Raw genomic sequence first — 16,461 nt, 5'->3', positions numbered from 1 at the left:
GTATTGAGAATGAGGAAGGAGTTCGTGATGCAGGCTGACCAGGTCGTTGCTCGGTGGGAGGAAGAGGAAAAAGCGATTCGTGCCCGTTGGAACACCTCCCACACCGCAACGCACAAACAGATCACCAGCCTGACAGGCATGGAGTTGTTCGAGGCAATTTTTGCCGGGCAACTACCGCCCGCCCCAATCGGCGATACGCTCGATTTCCTGCCCATTCACATGGAACCAGGCACAGCGGTCTTTCAAGGTCGACCGCAACGAAGGCACTACAACCCGCTGGGAACCGTGCACGGCGGTTGGTTTTCCACGCTGCTCGATTCGGCGGTGGGTTGCGCCGTGCATTCGACCTTACCCGCAGGCAAGGGCTTCACTACGCTGGAGCTGAAAGTCAACATGGTCCGCGCCTTGACCGACGCGGTGCCGCTAGTACGCGCCGAGGGAAAGTTGATCCATGCAGGAAGTCGGATTGCCACGGCCGAAGGCCGAATCGTTGGCCCCGACGGCAAGCTGTACGCGCACGCCACCACGACATGCTTGATCTTCGATTTCCCTGCACCTTCCCCGAGGCGTCCACATGAACAAGCCTGACATTGTTCTCTGCGCTGCGGTCTGAACTGAGCAACCTCGTGGTTCCGCCTCGATCAACGGAGAAAGTCATGAAATACACATCCTTTGGCAAAACCGGCCTGCGGGTTTCGCAGGTGGCGCTCGGCACGGGCAACTTTGGCACGGGTTGGGGCCATGGCGCCGATCCCGATACCAGCAAAGCAATCTTCAACGCCTATGCCGAGGCTGGAGGCAATTTCATCGATACAGCGGATGTCTACCAGTTCGGACAATCGGAGGAACAGATCGGCAGCCTGCTGGAGGGACGACGCGAAGATTTCGTCATCGCGACGAAGTACAGCAGCGGCGCGCAGCCGAATGCCAATAGGCTGGTCACCGGCAACAGTCGCAGGGCCATGGTCGCCTCCGTGGAAGCGAGCCTGAAGCGACTCAAGACGGATCGGATTGACATTTACTGGGTGCATCATCCCGATGGCCTCACGCCAGCCGAGGAAATCGTCCGTGGCTTCGAGGACTTGGCACGCGCGGGCAAGATCCTCTATGCAGGCCTTTCGAACTTCGCCGCCTGGCGACTCGCCCGTGCAGTGACCCTGGCCGAACTGACTCGTACTGTTCCCATCGCGGCTGCGCAGTTCGAGCACAGCCTGGTTCATCGCGAGCCCGAAGCCGACCTGTTCCCGGCATCGCACGCGCTGGGCCTTGGTATCGTCACGTGGTCGCCGCTGGGCGGCGGCATGCTGACGGGCAAGTACCGCCAAGGGGAGAAAGGTCGTGCCGAAGGTTTGGGCGGCCGGGTGTTCCAGCCGGAGAATTCGGCGCAGCGTACGCAAATCCTCGACACCGTCATTGCCATCGCGGGCGAGATCGGCGCCAGTGCGGGTCAGGTCGCCATTGCCTGGGCAGGCACCCACGGGGCAGTGCCGATCATCGGGCCACGCTCAATGACCCAGCTCACCGACAACCTCGGCGCGCTGTCGCTTGAGCTTTCTTCCGAGCACATCAGCCGCCTCGATACAGCAAGCACCCTGACACCCTCGGCGCCAGCACGGACGGTAATCCCCTGGGCCGAGCGCGCGGATCGGATCGTGGCATAGTGCGGTACTCGGCTAGAAGTGCCTATTGAAAGCGCGGTGTCGGTTGTGCGACGGCGCATCAGCATCCCTTCGGACACCAACTCGGCCAAGGCACTGTCCGCCTACACTTAAAAACAGTGCTCCCCTCCAAGACTCCCTTGCGCAGACATTGCATACCGCCAGCAACCACTTACCTGATTCAATCATTGTGATAGCCCTGCCTAAGACGCCGCCCTTGTCATTAAAAACATAACGTTCAAAGGAGTTGAATTGTCATGACCACACTGGATAACGCTTTTCACAGCCTGCATCAGAATGGACTACTGGTCTTGGCCAATGTGGCCGATGCGGGCGGTGCGCGCATCGTCGAACGCTTGGGCGGCAAGGCTGTAGCGACCAGCAGCGCGGCCATGGCCTGGTCGCATGGTTATCAGGATGGCAACAAGCTGCCTCTCGACCTGCTGAGTACCACCGTCAAGTCGATGGTACGGGGGCTCAGCGTACCGCTCACGGTGGATATCGAAGGCGGCTATTCGGATGACCTGGAGCGGGTCGGCCAAGTGATTGACGCCGTCATCGCCGCTGGGGCGGTCGGGATCAACATCGAAGACGGCCTGGGCTCTCCAGAGCTGCTTGTCCGCAAGATCGACGTCGCGAGAAAGGTGGCGAACCAGGCGGGCGTCAAACTGTTCATCAACGTACGGACCGACGTCTACCTGAAAAACCTGTTCCCTGCCGAACAACGCCTGGAGGAACTCCTCAAGCGCAGCGCACTGTATGCCAGCGGCGGGGCGGATGGTCTGTTTGCCGCTGGCGTGGTCGATTCGAACGAAATTGCCACCATCTGCCGGGACACCAAACTACCAGTCAACCTGCTGTCCCGGGACGGACTGCCCTCCCCCGACGAATTGAAGCGTCTGGGCGTCAGACGACTCAGTGCGGGCTCCAGCATCGCCGAGTTTCTGCACGGCGCCATGGGAGCATTGGTCCGCAGTTTCTTGGACAACGGCCAACTCGACACCCAAACCTTGAAAGCCCACACATACGGCGAATTGAACGCTTTGATGGCGGCGAAAACCGAGTGATGCTGCCCCGCGGACGAGGCCAAACGCCAGTCTGAATTGAAAGTGTCTAGTTCTGAAATAGGCTTACACCGGTTTCAGGGCTAGGACCATCGAAAGCAACGGCCTCCAAACCTGTACGGACATAGCTAACTTGTGCCCAGAGAATGGGCGAGTCCATCGACCTGTTTTGCCAGGGTTTCAAGGGTGAAATGTTCGATCGCGCGGGCACGCCTTGGCCCGAGAGCGATGTGCCCACGATAAAGCGGATCGTGCGACCAAACGCGCTCAACTCAGCCCATCAACAGACAACGCTCCTCCTCTGATTCTTCCAACCCGATAAACCGTCGCACCCGTTGGGCGCCATGCCCTTCGCGGATCGCCTGTGGCGAGGCATCCAGCTGCACGTTGCCGTTTTCCATGAAAATCACCCGGTCAGAGATCGACAGGGCAAATTCCATTTCGTGAGTGACAATCAGCAGGGTCATGCCTTCGCGAGCCAGGTCGGCGATCACCGTAAGTACCTCGCCGACCAGTTCCGGGTCCAGCGCCGAAGTCGGTTCGTCAAACAGCAGGATGTCCGGGTCCATGGCCATGGCCCGGGCGATCGCCACACGTTGTTGCTGGCCGCCAGACAGTTGATGCGGATATTTGTGAACGTGGGCCAGCAGGCCGACCTTGTCGAGCAGTTGGCAGGCCCGTTGCTCGCTCAGTGCGCGGCTGACGCCATGATAACGAGGGGCGAGGCTGATGTTGTCCAACAGTGTCCGGTGCGGAAACAGGTTGAAGTTCTGGAACACCATGCCGATGCGCTGTACGCCCTGACGAACCCGAGAGCCATCCGGTTTGTCCTCGGCATTAATGAAGCCCTCCCCGAACAACAGAATTTCACCCTGATCGATGCGTTCCAGGCCATTAATGGTGCGGATCAACGAGGTCTTGCCGGAGCCGGACGGGCCGATGATGGAAATCACCTGGCCGCTTTGCACCTTCAGGTCGATGCCCTTGAGCACATGATGATCGCCGTAGCGTTTGTGCACGTCCCGCAGGTGCAGGGCCGGGGCCGCACCTTTGGCTGGGGGGCTGACCTTGCTCGATACCCTAGGTGCCAGACTGTCACGCAGCACTTGTGTCGGGGCGCTCTCCAGGGTTTGCGGTGTACGCAGGTTCAGGTCCAGGTAACATTCCAGACGCTGCAAGGCGAAGCCAAACACTGTAACGATCAGCACGTAGTACAGGCCCACCGCAGCCAGGGTCTCCATAACCAGAAAGTTCTGGGCATACAGACGCTGGCCGACAGTCAGCAGTTCGGTCAGTGAAATCACCGAGATCAACGAGGTCAGTTTGACCACCGTGATGTATTCGTTAATCAACGTCGGCAGTGAGATACGAAACGCTTGAGGAATGACGATCAGCCGCTGCACGCCAAGCAGCCCGAGCCCCAGGGCACGGCCCGCTTCCTTCTGGCCCTTGGCGATCGAAATCAGCCCACCACGATGAATTTCTGCCATGTAGGCGGCCTCAGTGACCACCAGTGCCAAGAGACCGGAATAAAATGGCACCGACAGCACCGGCCCGGCACCGGGCAGCAACTGCGGCAGGTTGTAGACGAAGACCACCAGCACCAGCAGCGGAATGCTGCGAAAGAACCAGATGTAGAGTGATGCGGGGATGCGCAGCCAACGCACGCTCGACAGTTTGGCCGATGCCAGGACGAAACCCAGCAGCATGCCCAGAAACCAGGCCAGGGTGCTCAGTTCGATGACGGTCAGGCTCGCCGCCCAGAAGTCAGCCAGGGTGAACAGCGAAAAAAAGTAATCCCAATCGAATTGCATAGACACCTCGCGCAAGCCGCGCCCCCGATCGAGGGCGCGGTTTCAGGCATTACTCAGAGACCGGTTCCAGGTCATACGCCTTGAGAATGGCGGCGTACTCGCCGTTGGCCTTGCTCTCAGCCAACGCCTTGACCAGCGCCTGATAGGTCGCGTCGGCGTCTTTCTTGACGTAGATGCCCAAAGTTTGCGGGTAAACCAACTTCTGCGAGCTGACGATCACACGGCCGTTGGTACGCTGAGCGATCATGTGCGCGGCGCCGGCAATTTCCACTTGAGCCTGGATGTTCTTTGACAGCAGCGCCTGCGTCACCTCGGGTGCCGAGGGAAACTCACTGACGGTGATGGCGCCCTTGTTGTTCGGGACGCAGTAGTCGCTGGACAACTGACGGAACTTGCCGACCCAGGTGGTGCCCTGCTCCAGCCCGACTTTCAGGCCACACAGGTCTTCGGGAACCTGCGGGTTCAACTCACTGCCCTTGGGCACCATGATCGCCGCGCCGGTGTTGGCATAAGCAATGGTCCGGGCCTGGGCCTGGCGCTCCGGGGTGATGTACATGCCGGAGATGATTGCGTCGTAATGCCCGGCGTTGAGGCCGTTGAGCAGATTGGGAAACTTGGTATCGACGAAGTTGGCCTTGACCCCCATTGCCTTGGCCAGGGAATGGGCCAACTCCGGATCGGAGCCGACCACATTCTTGTTGGCGTCATAGGACTCGAACGGTGGGTAGGTGATTTCCATACCGACCTTCAATACACCCGGGGTCGCGGTGCTGGCGAAGACGGCACTGGCACAGAACAGACTAGCGGCGAGCAGACTCAGTCCGGTCAGGGCGTAGGGGGTTTTCATGATGGGAAGCTCCGTTGGTTTTTTTAGGAATGAGTGGCAGTGTTTTTCAGGCGACCGAAGCTCGATGGCTTGCGGGCTCGGGACGGCAGTTCAAGCTCGCCGTTCTCGACGCGTTTGCGCAGGTATTGATAGGTCTGCAGGGCTTGACTCCACATGTGTTCACCAATCGTCAGCGCCTCGTAGACCTGAGCGTCATTGATGAATGCCGGCAACGGCTTGATCAGCGTGTGGTAGTCGCAGGCGTAAAACAGCGGGAAGCTATAGCGCTCCTGAGCCACCTTGCGCACTCGGTGAGCGGTGGCCACAAAGGTCCCAGCGGTCATGACTTCCAGCATGTCGCCGATGTTCACCACAAACGCACCGGGCATTGGCGGTGCATCGATCCACTGATCCTGGTCGTTCAGCACCTCCAACCCCGGCTGATCGGCGTGCAGGATGGTGAAGCACTCGTAGTCGGTATGCGCGCCGATGCCTGGAGCATCCACGGCAGTGGCGTCGAAGGGGTAATGGATCAGCCGCAGCTTGGAAGGCGGACGGGTGACCAGTGCGTCGAAGTAGCCCTCTTCCAGGCCAAGGGCCAGGGCGAAACCATCGAACAATCGGCGGCCCAGGGCAAACACGGCCTGATAGTAATTTTGTACTGCTGCCTGAAAACCCGGCACGTCGGGCCAGTGGTTCGGGCCCAGCAGCGGCGTTCGACTCAGGAATAGCGGATCATCCACCGGCACTTCGAAACCGATGTCGAAGGCCTCTTTGTGGTCCGGCTTGCCCTTGGAGTACACCTCCTCACCTTCGGGCACGAAGCCCTTGTGGCTTTCCGAGGCGCCGATGTAATGGCGCATCTTGGTCTCCAGGGGCTGCGCGAAATAATCCTTGCTCGCCTGGCGCAGGCCCTCGATCAGTGCCGGATCAATGCCGTGCCCGGTGATGTACAGAAACCCCACATCGCTGGCGGCACGACCCAGTTGCTCGGCCACGGCGAGGCGATGCTCCAGTTCGATACTGAAGAGGCCGGCGATGTTCACCACTGGAATGCGATTGAAGTTGGCCTGGGTCAGCGAAGTCTTATTCATCGTGGGCTCCTTCACAGGTAAAACGGTTGAAGTGTTCGCGCTCGGTTCGCGCCATCCACTGGTTCAAGGTCCAGAGATCGGCCACCGGCATGTTGGTGAAGGGCATGTGATGCAGATACCCGTCGGCACCGAACTCCGGGGTCAGGGTGCTGACTGCATAGCCGCGCTGAAATTGAGAAGCCCAGACCGCCTCCCAGTGGCGCTGGTGAAACACCAGTTCACGGGCATATTCCGGGGCGCCGGGATGGGGCACTTGCGGGCCCTGGTCATAACCGACCCGAGCTTGAATGTGATGAACGCGCTCGACGAAGGACGACAGATCGTCGGCCGGGTCGTCCAGTAACCGCTCACAGCACACCACCCAATGGCTGATGTCACTGGTGAAACGCAGTTCCGGCAGTTGGCGAATCAGTTCCAGAGTCACCCAAGGGCTGAACAGGGAGCGGGCGCGGTGAGTCTCGAAACTGCAGAACACCCCATGCCTGGCGGCCAGCTCCAGGGCCTGACCGAAGAACTCGACCTGCTGCGCCAGGGGCCAGCGATCATTGCCTGCGAGCAGATTGACGAAACGGGGGGTCAGCTCCGTGGCCCAGCCGAGCTTACGATCGATGTCGACCAAGTGCTGGGCAGGCGTGGCGCGCTGATCAGGCAAAACATCGTAAGCACTAAACAGGGTGCAGATGTAGGGGACGTGATTGCTGCGTAGGAAAACGCCGAACTCGCCACGCTCATTGGCCTGCAGTGGCAAGCGTGTTTCGATCCCATCGAAACCGGCGGCGAGCAATTCATCCAGGGCGGATGCATGGCTGGCGGTATAGCCCCATAAGGTACGGAAAATCTCTAGCTTCATGCATTCCTCTCGACTGCGTCGGGCCACTGGCGGATTGGGCGGGTGGCGTTGCTGGGCAGTCGAAAAGGGGCTGCTGCGGGCTGCTGCTCTGATGGCGGCAGTCCCATGTGGAGGATCCTAAGGCCATCGTGACAAATGATTGAATAGGCTGTAGCAAATAGTTAGTTCAGAAATCCATGAACTAACGCTGGCGAGTTTCGCGGGAACGAGTGAATCCGTAGACGCCAAATCGTCCGACATCAACAGCACCGCATGCGCCAACACGCTACGAACAGCAATGCCCATGCTTTCTTCAAGCTGCTCACCGACCCAGGGCTACTGCGAGGTATGCAATTAACCAATGTCATGCTCAATGCGGGATTGCAGCCCGTGCAAGGACGACGAAGTTGCGCGGAAACAATACAGTCGATCGCCACACAACCACTGACATTGGGAAATCCCAGACACAAAAAAGCCACTCAAAGGAGTGGCTGGGCATGCCTTGGTAATGCGATGGAAATCAGGGCGGCCAGCAATACGAACACGCTCGAGATCCACAAGCACGCCTCCAGACCGTACAGCTGATAAACCCAGCCGGAGAGCACGGTGCCAATCAGTCGTCCCATGGCGTTGGACATGTAGTAGAAACCCACGTCCAGGGATACGCCGTCTTCGTTGGCATAGGACACGATCAGGTAGCTGTGCAGGGACGAATTCACCGCGAACAACGCGCCAAAGACCATAAGGCCGCCTAGCAGTACCGTCTGTGGTGACCACCCGCTGTCGAGCCCAAGCGCAATCAAGGCTGGTAGGCCCGCCAGCGCGAGTGCCCACACAAAAGCTGCACGACCATCCGGTACACGCCCACGTTTCTTGCCGGTGATGTTGGGTGCTAAGGACTGCACAATACCGTAGCCAATCACCCAGGCCGCCAGGAAGCCGCCAACCTTCCAGAAATCCCAGCCGAACACGCTGCTCAGGTACACCGGCAAGGCCACCACGAACCAGACATCCCGGGCGCCGAACAGGAACATCCGCGCCGCCGAAAGGATGTTGACTGCCCGGCTTTTGGACAAGATATCGCGAAACTTGGGTTTGGCTTTTGCCTTGCCCAGGTCCCTCTTCAACAAAATCACGCTGCTGATCCAGATCAGCGCCAGGACACCCGCCATGGCCAGCAAGGCGCCTTTGAAGCCGATCAGGGCCAGCAAGGCTCCACCAAGAAAGAAGCCGACGCCCTTGAGTGCGTTCTTCGAGCCGGTGAGGACAGCCACCCATTGATAGAGCTTGCCTTGCTGCCCATCGGGGACCAGCAGCTTGATCGAGCTTTTGGCGCTCATCTTGTTCAGGTCTTTGGCAATCCCAGAGAGCGCCTGGGCACCCATTACCCAGGGGATGGTCAGCCAGGCAACCGGAACCGTGAGCATCAGCAGCGCTGCGACCTGGATGCCCAGCCCGATGTTCATGGTCCGGTTAAGACCCAGTCGAGCGCCGAGATACCCCCCCACCAGGTTGGTGATCACGCCAAAGATTTCGTAGAACAGAAACAATGCGGCGATTTGCAGTGGGCTGTAGCCCAACGCGTGAAAGTGCAGCACCACCAACATGCGCAGGGCGCCGTCGGTGAGGGTGAAGGCCCAGTAGTTGCCCGTCACGAGCAGGTACTGCCGAACTTCCGGTGCGAGGGCTGACAAGGCTTTCATGACCGCTCCTCAGACTGCCAGACCGACCAGCCTGGCCAATTCGACGGCGCGGTTGGCATAACCCCATTCGTTGTCGTACCAGGCATAGAGTTTGACCTGGGTGCCATTGATGACCATGGTCGACAGCGCATCGATGATCGATGAACGCGGGTCGGTGCGGTAATCGATGGACACCAACGGACGCTCCTCAAAACCGAGGATATCTTTCAGTTCGTTCTCGGAAGCGTCCTTGAGGAACTGATTCACTTCTTCGACAGTGGTAGCCCGCTCGACTTCGAAGACACAGTCGGTCAGCGAAGCGTTGGCCAGCGGCACCCGCACGGCGTGACCATTCAGGCGTCCACGCAGCTCCGGGAAAATTTCGGCGATGGCGGTGGCCGAGCCCGTGCTGGTCGGAATCAGGCTCATGCCCGAAGCACGTGCACGACGCAGATCCTTGTGCGGCTGATCGAGGATGCTTTGGGTGTTGGTCAGGTCATGGATGGTGGTGATTGAGCCGTGGCGAATGCCCAGCTTTTCGTGGATGACTTTCACGACGGGGGCCAAACAGTTGGTGGTGCACGAAGCCGCGGTGACGATGCGGTGCTGCACAGGATCGAACAGGTGCTGGTTGACGCCCATGACAACGTTCAACGCGCCCGGCTCTTTCACCGGAGCGCAGACCACTACACGCTTGACGCCCTGATCCAGGTAGCCCTGCAACACCGCCACGGTTTTCATCTTGCCGCTGGCCTCGATCACCAGATCGCAGCCCGACCAATCTGTCTCGGCAATCGCCTTGTTGGCCGTTACTTTGATCCGTTTACCGTCGATGACGACGTTGTCGCCGTCGGCGCTGGCTTCGTTGTTCCAACGGCCATGCACCGAGTCGAAGTTGATCAAGTGCGCATGGGTCACCGCGTCGCCCGCTGGATCGTTGATCTGCACGAATTCGAACTCAGGCCAATTCCAGGCTGCCCGCAGAGCAAGGCGACCGATCCGGCCAAAACCATTGATACCAATTTTAATAGTCATGTCGTTGTGCTCTGTCTCTGTTGTCAGTGGGCGTTCGACTGGACGTCGAAACGGCCGATGTATTCAATGTGGGCTGGAGGCTGGATGGCACGCGGACGCAACACCGCAGAGGTAGAAGTTCTTTGGCCTGCCTTGAAAAATGCGGCACAAGGCTCGTTCCAGCCGAAAACGGTGACGCGCGCCCCCCCTTTCAAATCGACCGCTGGTTAACACGCTTCATCAGTTCCTCTGCCGACTCCTTGCGCTCGGAATAACGATCCACCAGATAGTCCTGACGGTCACGAAGTAGCAGCGTGAATTTCACCAACTCCTCCATCACATCCACGACACGGTCGTAGAACGCAGAAGGCTTCATCCGGCCGTTATCGTCGAACTCCATATAGGCTTTTGGCACGGACGATTGATTGGGGATGGTGAACATACGCATCCAACGCCCCAGCACTCGCAACTGATTGACCACGTTGAACGACTGCGAGCCGCCGCACACTTGCATCACCGCAAGGGTCTTGCCCTGAGTCGGTCGCACCGCGCCCATGGCCAGTGGCACCCAGTCGATCTGCGCCTTGAACACAGCGCTGATGTTTCCGTGACGTTCTGGAGAGCACCAGACCTGCCCCTCGGACCACAACACCCAGTCACGCAGCTCCTTCACGCGTGGATGGTCGTCGGGGGCGTCATCGGGCAGTGGCAAACCTGACGGATTGAAAATCCGCGTCTCGGCGCCGAAGAGCTCCAACAGTCGAGCGGCCTCCTCCACCAGCAGACGACTGAAGGAGCGCTCACGAGTGGACCCGTACAGCAGCAAAATGCGTGGCTTGTGGATGGAGATTTTTTCGATGCCGAGTTTGTCTGTCGAAGGTAGATCGATCAGTTCAGTATTGAGTTGGGGGATGTGGTCATCGTACATAGTCATTGTCCTGCGCAATGGCGCTCTTGGAGTCATCGAACCAGCGGCGTTTCATTGCTCCTGTGGTTACAGCGTGCCAATGAGAGCCAGCTCTGCCTTGAGCTGCTCGGCACTCAGTTGAGAAAGCGGTAGAGCCAGGAAGGCTTGGATGCGGGTTCTGATCTGCTCCAGGGTGACTTCAAACGCCGCCTCTATCTCTTCTTGAGTTCCGTGGTATTGCGAAGGATCAGCCAACCCCCAATGGGCCTTGGTGGCCGGCCCGAAAAATACAGGACATGCCTCCCCGGCAGCCTTGTCGCACACCGTGATGACGAAATCAGGTGCCAAGCTCATATGGGCATCACTGGACTTGCTGAACAGCCCGGACGTCGAGATACCAGCCTTTTCCAACGTTTTGAGACTCAGCGGATGCACTTCGCCTTTGGGTTGACTGCCTGCGCTGTAGGCTTTCATGCCGTCAGCTGCCAAGTGATTGAAGACCGCTTCACAAAGGATGCTGCGGCAGCTGTTGGCAGTGCAGAGAAAAAGGATTTTCATCGAGCGGTCTCGTCGTCGAGGGCGGAATCAAGCGACCTTGTTTTCACAGCACGCGGCTGCACGTTCAGGACGGTCACCCATTTCATCAAGGCGTTTGGCATCAGGGCTTAACCAATGCTTGTTGCTTTCGAACGTAGTTGTCAGCACTTGATGAACCCAATCGGGGAGATTTGGGTGCAGCCGGTAATAAACCCATTGGCCTTGGCGGCGGTCCGAAAGCAGACCGCATGTGCGCAACTGCGCCAGGTGCCTGGAGATTTTTGGCTGACTCTCGTTCAACGCGCAGGTCAGTTCGCAGACACAAAGCTCCCCTTCCCGAGTGATGAGCAACATGGTGCGGACACGGGTTTCATCAGCCAGGCATTTGAAAACAGTGGTGGGTGTCAGATGGTCAGCCATGTCGATTCTCAGCGTTTGGTTTTCACCAAGACGAACATCTTGATGCGCTCATGAATTTCATGAAGCGTGTGGCGAAATGCGTCGGGCCTGGACTGTGAGCGGGCAGCGTTGACGGTACAAACGAACAGAACTCGGGCTTTGCTGGTCATCGTGAAGATCTCAGCTCACATACGGTTTTCCGAATATATGTTTTTATGCATACACGGTAAAGCCCTACGGCAAAGAAAACGCTGTAAAAATCGACTCCTGCCAATAACGCCACTCTTAAGCCCAGTATTTACGGGGCTAACAGAATATTCATCAGCAGAAAGCCCCATGCGCATCTGGATAGTCGAATATATGAATTTTGTAATAAGTCTGTCATACACTTGAGGGTAGCCTCGGCTCCGATCCAACCAACCTGGAGCTTGAAAATCGATAACCGGCATCAAGCGAACAGCGGGGCCGATGCATTGTCGATGAAGCGCATCAAGCCAGGAATGATGTGAGAAGCATCTGGCCCGACACCCCTAAGGGTGGCCGAGGCGAAGTTACGCTGCTTCGGTAATCCCACAAAATACAAACCCGGCATATGCTCCGCCTGCCCGTTACGTTGCCTCAGGCGTTCATTGCCCGCCACGTGCAGACCTGCCAAAAAACCAAGGTTCGGACGAAACCCGGTCGCGAAAACCAGACTGTCCACTTCAGTGTGCTGCCCATCAGCCCAGATCACACCCGTTGACGTTACCTCCGCGAACATCGGCTTGCGCTCAAAAAGTCCCTGCTTTATGGCTCGACGATAGGTGCCGTCATCCAGCACAGGGGTACTTTGATCATTCAGCCAACGAGTCTTCTCCAGTCCTGTCCACTTGAGCCAAGCATGAAAATCAATACCGAGGATCTTTTGCGGAAAAAACCGAATCGATTCCCGTGTCGCCAACACAACGCGACCGACTTGAGCCAACTCATGGGCAATTTGTACGGCTGAGTTGGCCGCACCGATGACCACGACGCGTTGATCGCTGAAGCCCTCGGCATTTCGGTAATCCGCACTGTGTAAACGTTGCCCGCGAAAACTCTCCAGCCCTGGAATGTCAGGGATGAACGGCTGATTGAATCCGCCCGTACAAACGATCAATGCTTTTGAGCGGTAAGACTGGCCATCAGATGCCTGAAGCAAAAACAGCCCATCCTCCCTACGCACGTTCTGGATGCGTGTGTTCTGCCGAATGGGTAGCTGGAAAGCGTCCGCGTACTGCTCCAGATAACGTATGACTTCATCGCGTAACGGGTAATGCTTGGCTTGCGCCGGAAAAGGCATTCCAGGTAACGATGAGTAAGCCGCAGGGGAAAAAAGTCTCAGGCTGTCGTAATAATTGCGCCAGTTTCCACCTGGCTGGCTCTCGGCATCCAGAATAAGAAACCTGAGATTCTGCTGCCGCAGATGCCAACCGCACGCGAGCCCGGCTTGGCCTGCACCAATAACGATGACATCCGTGGACTCATTAATTATGTTCATGCGTGCACATCCATGCATATATAAAGATAAATAAAAACTACTTTGGTGCACCAGGGCAGCAAAACGGGGCCAGACTCTTCATGTGCTGGAGAATGGCTTCGAGCCGTGTCACCACTGCCGGTCCATCCACCTCGTAGAACATCTGCCGACTGACCTTGGTAGCACGGACGATGCCCGCCTCTAATAGCACTTGTAGATGTCGGGACACCACTGAACGCTCTTGAGGCAGCCCTTCGGCAATCTCGGCGATATCCGCTCGCCCCAGTTGCATGACTCGCTTGAGCACAGCTACTCGCGACGGCTCGCACAGAGCTTTGAAGAAGGATCCATCGAGCGAGTCGATAGCAGCATCAATTGCACGGGTACGTGCGGAGGTTGGGTTTGTCATGCGGAGGACTATATGTGCAGATTCATGCATACGTCAACTTGTCGAAGCAGTGCCCGATCTTCAACCTTGGCCAGGGTCCGCAAGGACATCACCACGCTGTCCAACGCCGAGCTCGATCTGCTCAAACAGGCGTTTTCAGCCATTATGGCCATGGCCCGCTCCTGATCGCCCTGGCGCTGTTGCTACAGATGGCTGCCGCAGAAAATGCCCTGGCCGTGGCGCTGCTGGTTGCGATGCTGTGGAGCGCGAGCCCGTGGCACCGCGCAGCCCTCAATCGTGGCCACCGAATGGGGCGGCTAAGCCTGTTCGGCTGGGCTGCCAACAGGGATTGCCTGATCCGAGGCCTGGCGCACGGCCTCTTTTGTATCGTTTCGTGCTGGGCCTGGATGGTCGTACCGCTTGTCAGCGGGTCCTGGCACATCCCGATGATGTTGGTGGCGGGCGCGATCCTGCTGGCTGAACGGCTCATCGCTGCCAAAACGCCGCGCTGGAGCTGACCGTTTAAAACAAGGCTTCACGTATGCAATCCGCCTGGACTTTCCCTTCCACCCTCATGTTTTTTCATAGGCCGTCGATACCCTGCTAATTCAGACGTTCAAGGAATGACGACATGACCCTTTCAATCAATTCCGTATTTATCCGGCCACCAGCCGCTCAGCTGAGCCAAACCAGCCAGCCATTGACCACCAAATCCCTCAGTGAAGACTTGCTGAAAACCACGGTCAACATCAATCCTGCGGCAATTTACCATCCAATCAATGAAGCCCCCGCGCCGAGCCCGGAAACGGAATCGATCGAGAGCATGATCGCACGCACCCAGTCGCCGGATTACCCGCAAATTGCCGAGGGGCACAAAAGCGCCCATCAATCGCTGAAACTCTCTTTCGAAGAGTTCCAATCAGCGTTGGTTCACACCGATCCGGATCTCGCCGACAAGAAATTTGGCTTCACCATCGAAGCGGATGGCAGCCTCAAGGTTCTCGACAGTTCACGCCAGCTCAGCGCTTCCGACATGGATCGGCTGAACGAGCGGTTGAATGCTTCCAGTGAGTTGAAATCGGCAGCGAGCAGCTACCGCGACGCCTCCATCGCCCTGGTGGCCGCCGACGCTACGTGGGGTGGCAACTTTACGGGTGGGTACATTCTGAACAAGGACAACTTCGCCAACACCATCGATCTGGGTGCCCTATTCCTTAAAAAAGGGACAACCCCAAACGCTGAGACCCTGAACGGCTTCTTCTCCTCCCAGTTGTGGAGCAAGGGCGAGCGGATGACGCATGAAACAGTCACCCAGATGCCCGTAGGCGCCAATAAGGTCGACGTGACGGTTTGACTGGCAAGTTCTTGGAACTCACGCTACTTCACAGCGCGCGGCGGATCCGCTTGATGGGAAACCAAAGATTGACACTGACTTCCGCTAGTTAGCGGGTTGTATCAATTTGGATCTTTGTGCCCCTGGCCTTCAGAACTTGCCCAGTGCACATATGGATTCCCCCCAAGACTGAATCGCCCCTGGCTTCGTAGACACCTCCAAGCCTCAAGGGAGGTCTGCCAAGTCCTCGGAACGTCCGCTTTTGGCCGAGGCTGTGTAAAAACGTTTTAGGGCCGGTTCAACGGTCAAAACCAGAACGAAAATTCTGAGTGGCTTTTTTCTGAATCCTGGAGGGAAACGAGACTCTTATCTGGTGTCCGACCCATTGAAATCTAAGGGGTTTCTTTTCTTGCCGAAACAGGAAAAGACTTAATCCCGGACTTGTTTTTGAGGTGCATCAAGGGTCAATAAGAGGCGGCTTCGGACTATGCGATTTGAAACACCCCAACAACGGTTTTCCAATCTGGACCTCTCTGGTTTTATCCACGTATACAGAGCATCACAACCATCATGCATTATGATCAGCGCCCCGCCTGACACTCATCCCAAACACCACGCATCAGTTCCTTCAGCATCAGCGCCTCGCCCCAGCGATCCGTTATATCGCGCCCATCACTCCCCGTGATCGCATAGGGTGGCGGGCCAAGCTCGCAAGTGAAGGACAGGCTCGCGGGTGTGTTCGGTCGCGCCAGCCAGTCCTTGATTCCGTAACGCCACCAGCCCAAAAACCGGTCCAACCAAGGGCGATGCTGGGCGAAGGTCAAGGGCACCTGGACCTGCTCACTATTAGCGACCCGCCCGTGAAAACCCCAACTGTGTCGCAAGATGGTGTGAATCTGTTCGTCGTCTTCGGCAGTGGCCGACTCAGGCAGTTCGCGGCTCACAACGTAATGGGACAAGTCAGCCAACAATTTGAGGTCGGGCATCTGCGCAAGCAAGTCGAGGGTGAACAACAGGTCACTGGTGAGACGATAGCGGTGGGTTTCCAGCAGGATCGGAAAGTCCACCTGCTCGGCCAGACACTGCCAGCCTTCGATCAGTGTGATCGCCTGTGCCAGCGTGCGCGGCCGGACGTCGGCTTGCAGCGTGAGGTGATGGCAGCCGTAGCGGGAGGCAACCTCAAGCGCTTGCGCCAAGTCACTCACGGTGCGGGGAAACAGTTGACCTTCGATTTGCAGGCCTTGCGCCTTGGCAGCGGCATGCAGACGTTCGGCCTGTGGCGCGATCCAGAAATGGTCGGTGATCCCATCGAAGCCAGCAGCGGCAATCTTCTCCACCTGCGCCTCAAGGGAAAGATCGCATTGACCACGGTGATCTTGCATGGCCCACAGGGACTGGAATACCAGGAATTCACGCAT

Annotated in this window: 17 protein-coding genes and 1 pseudogene; 5 read left to right on the top strand and 13 right to left on the bottom strand. The window is 57.8% G+C overall.

The genetic code is table 11. The annotated features are described in order from the left end of the window. Positions 1 to 27 precede the first annotated feature (27 nt). The 3 genes from EPZ47_RS11035 to EPZ47_RS11025 all read left to right on the top strand — a co-directional run bounded on the left by EPZ47_RS11035 (position 28) and on the right by EPZ47_RS11025 (position 2,725). Positions 28 to 588 carry a PaaI family thioesterase gene (locus EPZ47_RS11035; RefSeq protein WP_135844792.1) on the top strand — a complete coding sequence of 187 codons (561 nt, stop codon included), beginning with the start codon at positions 28 to 30 and terminating at the stop codon, positions 586 to 588. A gap of 68 nt (positions 589 to 656) precedes the next feature. Then, on the top strand, positions 657 to 1,661 hold the full coding sequence (locus EPZ47_RS11030; protein ID WP_135844791.1) for an aldo/keto reductase: 1,005 nt from the start codon (positions 657 to 659) through the stop codon (positions 1,659 to 1,661). A gap of 254 nt (positions 1,662 to 1,915) precedes the next feature. Next, positions 1,916 to 2,725 carry an isocitrate lyase/PEP mutase family protein gene (locus tag EPZ47_RS11025; protein ID WP_135844790.1) on the top strand — a complete coding sequence of 270 codons (810 nt, stop codon included), beginning with the start codon at positions 1,916 to 1,918 and terminating at the stop codon, positions 2,723 to 2,725. A 269-nt stretch (positions 2,726 to 2,994) separates the two neighbouring features. Here EPZ47_RS11025 and EPZ47_RS11020 read toward each other — a convergent pair whose 3' ends face one another. The 12 genes and pseudogenes from EPZ47_RS11020 to EPZ47_RS10960 all read right to left on the bottom strand — a co-directional run bounded on the left by EPZ47_RS11020 (position 2,995) and on the right by EPZ47_RS10960 (position 13,731). Then, complete coding sequence (locus tag EPZ47_RS11020; protein WP_135844789.1) at positions 2,995 to 4,536, bottom strand: amino acid ABC transporter permease/ATP-binding protein; 1,542 nt, start codon at positions 4,534 to 4,536, stop codon at positions 2,995 to 2,997. A gap of 49 nt (positions 4,537 to 4,585) precedes the next feature. Continuing rightward, complete coding sequence (locus EPZ47_RS11015) at positions 4,586 to 5,383, bottom strand: transporter substrate-binding domain-containing protein (RefSeq protein ID WP_135844788.1); 798 nt, start codon at positions 5,381 to 5,383, stop codon at positions 4,586 to 4,588. Between the two features lie 23 nt (positions 5,384 to 5,406). Beyond that, positions 5,407 to 6,456 carry an isopenicillin N synthase family dioxygenase gene (locus EPZ47_RS11010; RefSeq protein ID WP_135844787.1) on the bottom strand — a complete coding sequence of 350 codons (1,050 nt, stop codon included), beginning with the start codon at positions 6,454 to 6,456 and terminating at the stop codon, positions 5,407 to 5,409. Then, positions 6,449 to 7,306: a sugar phosphate isomerase/epimerase family protein gene (locus EPZ47_RS11005; protein ID WP_135844786.1), complete on the bottom strand. Its 858-nt coding sequence runs from the start codon at positions 7,304 to 7,306 to the stop codon at positions 6,449 to 6,451. Before EPZ47_RS11005 ends, EPZ47_RS11010 begins: the two co-directional genes overlap by 8 nt. A gap of 458 nt (positions 7,307 to 7,764) precedes the next feature. Beyond that, complete coding sequence (arsJ, locus tag EPZ47_RS11000) at positions 7,765 to 8,988, bottom strand: organoarsenical effux MFS transporter ArsJ (RefSeq protein ID WP_135844785.1); 1,224 nt, start codon at positions 8,986 to 8,988, stop codon at positions 7,765 to 7,767. Between the two features lie 9 nt (positions 8,989 to 8,997). Continuing rightward, positions 8,998 to 10,002: an ArsJ-associated glyceraldehyde-3-phosphate dehydrogenase gene (locus EPZ47_RS10995; RefSeq protein ID WP_135844784.1), complete on the bottom strand. Its 1,005-nt coding sequence runs from the start codon at positions 10,000 to 10,002 to the stop codon at positions 8,998 to 9,000. Between the two features lie 190 nt (positions 10,003 to 10,192). Then, positions 10,193 to 10,909, bottom strand: a complete 717-nt coding sequence (gene arsH / locus EPZ47_RS10985) for an arsenical resistance protein ArsH (protein WP_135844783.1) — start codon at positions 10,907 to 10,909, stop codon at positions 10,193 to 10,195. 66 nt (positions 10,910 to 10,975) lie between these two features. Then, on the bottom strand, positions 10,976 to 11,446 hold the full coding sequence (locus EPZ47_RS10980) for an arsenate reductase ArsC (protein ID WP_135844782.1): 471 nt from the start codon (positions 11,444 to 11,446) through the stop codon (positions 10,976 to 10,978). A gap of 27 nt (positions 11,447 to 11,473) precedes the next feature. Next, complete coding sequence (locus EPZ47_RS10975) at positions 11,474 to 11,845, bottom strand: metalloregulator ArsR/SmtB family transcription factor (RefSeq protein ID WP_135844781.1); 372 nt, start codon at positions 11,843 to 11,845, stop codon at positions 11,474 to 11,476. Between the two features lie 8 nt (positions 11,846 to 11,853). Continuing rightward, a pseudogene (locus EPZ47_RS30370) lies at positions 11,854 to 11,943 on the bottom strand (arsenate reductase ArsC); the annotation flags it as partial. A gap of 329 nt (positions 11,944 to 12,272) precedes the next feature. Further along, on the bottom strand, positions 12,273 to 13,343 hold the full coding sequence (locus EPZ47_RS10965) for a flavin-containing monooxygenase (RefSeq protein WP_135844779.1): 1,071 nt from the start codon (positions 13,341 to 13,343) through the stop codon (positions 12,273 to 12,275). A gap of 37 nt (positions 13,344 to 13,380) precedes the next feature. Beyond that, the gene (locus tag EPZ47_RS10960) at positions 13,381 to 13,731 is read right to left on the bottom strand and encodes an ArsR/SmtB family transcription factor (protein ID WP_135844778.1); all 351 of its coding nucleotides are present in this window, start codon (positions 13,729 to 13,731) and stop codon (positions 13,381 to 13,383) included. A 14-nt stretch (positions 13,732 to 13,745) separates the two neighbouring features. Here EPZ47_RS10960 and EPZ47_RS10955 point away from each other — a divergent pair, with 14 nt between their 5' ends. Beyond that, a complete protein-coding gene (locus EPZ47_RS10955) occupies positions 13,746 to 14,228 on the top strand; it encodes a copper chaperone (protein WP_238346723.1) in 483 nt (160 codons plus the stop codon). Positions 14,229 to 14,341: 113 nt separating this feature from the next. Then, the gene (locus EPZ47_RS10950) at positions 14,342 to 15,064 is read left to right on the top strand and encodes a hypothetical protein (protein WP_135844777.1); all 723 of its coding nucleotides are present in this window, start codon (positions 14,342 to 14,344) and stop codon (positions 15,062 to 15,064) included. 560 nt (positions 15,065 to 15,624) lie between these two features. Here EPZ47_RS10950 and EPZ47_RS10945 read toward each other — a convergent pair. Next, positions 15,625 to 16,461 carry a sugar phosphate isomerase/epimerase family protein gene (locus EPZ47_RS10945; RefSeq protein ID WP_135844776.1) on the bottom strand — a complete coding sequence of 279 codons (837 nt, stop codon included), beginning with the start codon at positions 16,459 to 16,461 and terminating at the stop codon, positions 15,625 to 15,627.

The organism is Pseudomonas viciae (assembly GCF_004786035.1).
Taxonomy (GTDB): Bacteria; Pseudomonadota; Gammaproteobacteria; order Pseudomonadales; family Pseudomonadaceae; genus Aquipseudomonas; species Aquipseudomonas viciae.
This window is presented reverse-complemented; position numbering and strand designations above follow the sequence as displayed.

Coding starts and splice junctions, on each gene's coding strand:
- EPZ47_RS10975 (WP_135844781.1), bottom strand. CDS start 11,845: ATGGCTGACCATCTGACACCCACCACTGTTTTCAAATGCCTGGCTGAT.
- EPZ47_RS11010 (WP_135844787.1), bottom strand. CDS start 6,456: ATGAATAAGACTTCGCTGACCCAGGCCAACTTCAATCGCATTCCAGTG.
- EPZ47_RS11020 (WP_135844789.1), bottom strand. CDS start 4,536: ATGCAATTCGATTGGGATTACTTTTTTTCGCTGTTCACCCTGGCTGAC.
- EPZ47_RS10960 (WP_135844778.1), bottom strand. CDS start 13,731: ATGACAAACCCAACCTCCGCACGTACCCGTGCAATTGATGCTGCTATC.
- EPZ47_RS10995 (WP_135844784.1), bottom strand. CDS start 10,002: ATGACTATTAAAATTGGTATCAATGGTTTTGGCCGGATCGGTCGCCTT.
- EPZ47_RS10950 (WP_135844777.1), top strand. CDS start 14,342: ATGACCCTTTCAATCAATTCCGTATTTATCCGGCCACCAGCCGCTCAG.
- EPZ47_RS11025 (WP_135844790.1), top strand. CDS start 1,916: ATGACCACACTGGATAACGCTTTTCACAGCCTGCATCAGAATGGACTA.
- EPZ47_RS11015 (WP_135844788.1), bottom strand. CDS start 5,383: ATGAAAACCCCCTACGCCCTGACCGGACTGAGTCTGCTCGCCGCTAGT.
- EPZ47_RS11035 (WP_135844792.1), top strand. CDS start 28: ATGCAGGCTGACCAGGTCGTTGCTCGGTGGGAGGAAGAGGAAAAAGCG.
- EPZ47_RS10945 (WP_135844776.1), bottom strand. CDS start 16,461: ATGCGTGAATTCCTGGTATTCCAGTCCCTGTGGGCCATGCAAGATCAC.
- arsJ (WP_135844785.1), bottom strand. CDS start 8,988: ATGAAAGCCTTGTCAGCCCTCGCACCGGAAGTTCGGCAGTACCTGCTC.
- EPZ47_RS10980 (WP_135844782.1), bottom strand. CDS start 11,446: ATGAAAATCCTTTTTCTCTGCACTGCCAACAGCTGCCGCAGCATCCTT.
- EPZ47_RS10965 (WP_135844779.1), bottom strand. CDS start 13,343: ATGAACATAATTAATGAGTCCACGGATGTCATCGTTATTGGTGCAGGC.
- EPZ47_RS11005 (WP_135844786.1), bottom strand. CDS start 7,306: ATGAAGCTAGAGATTTTCCGTACCTTATGGGGCTATACCGCCAGCCAT.
- EPZ47_RS11030 (WP_135844791.1), top strand. CDS start 657: ATGAAATACACATCCTTTGGCAAAACCGGCCTGCGGGTTTCGCAGGTG.
- arsH (WP_135844783.1), bottom strand. CDS start 10,909: ATGTACGATGACCACATCCCCCAACTCAATACTGAACTGATCGATCTA.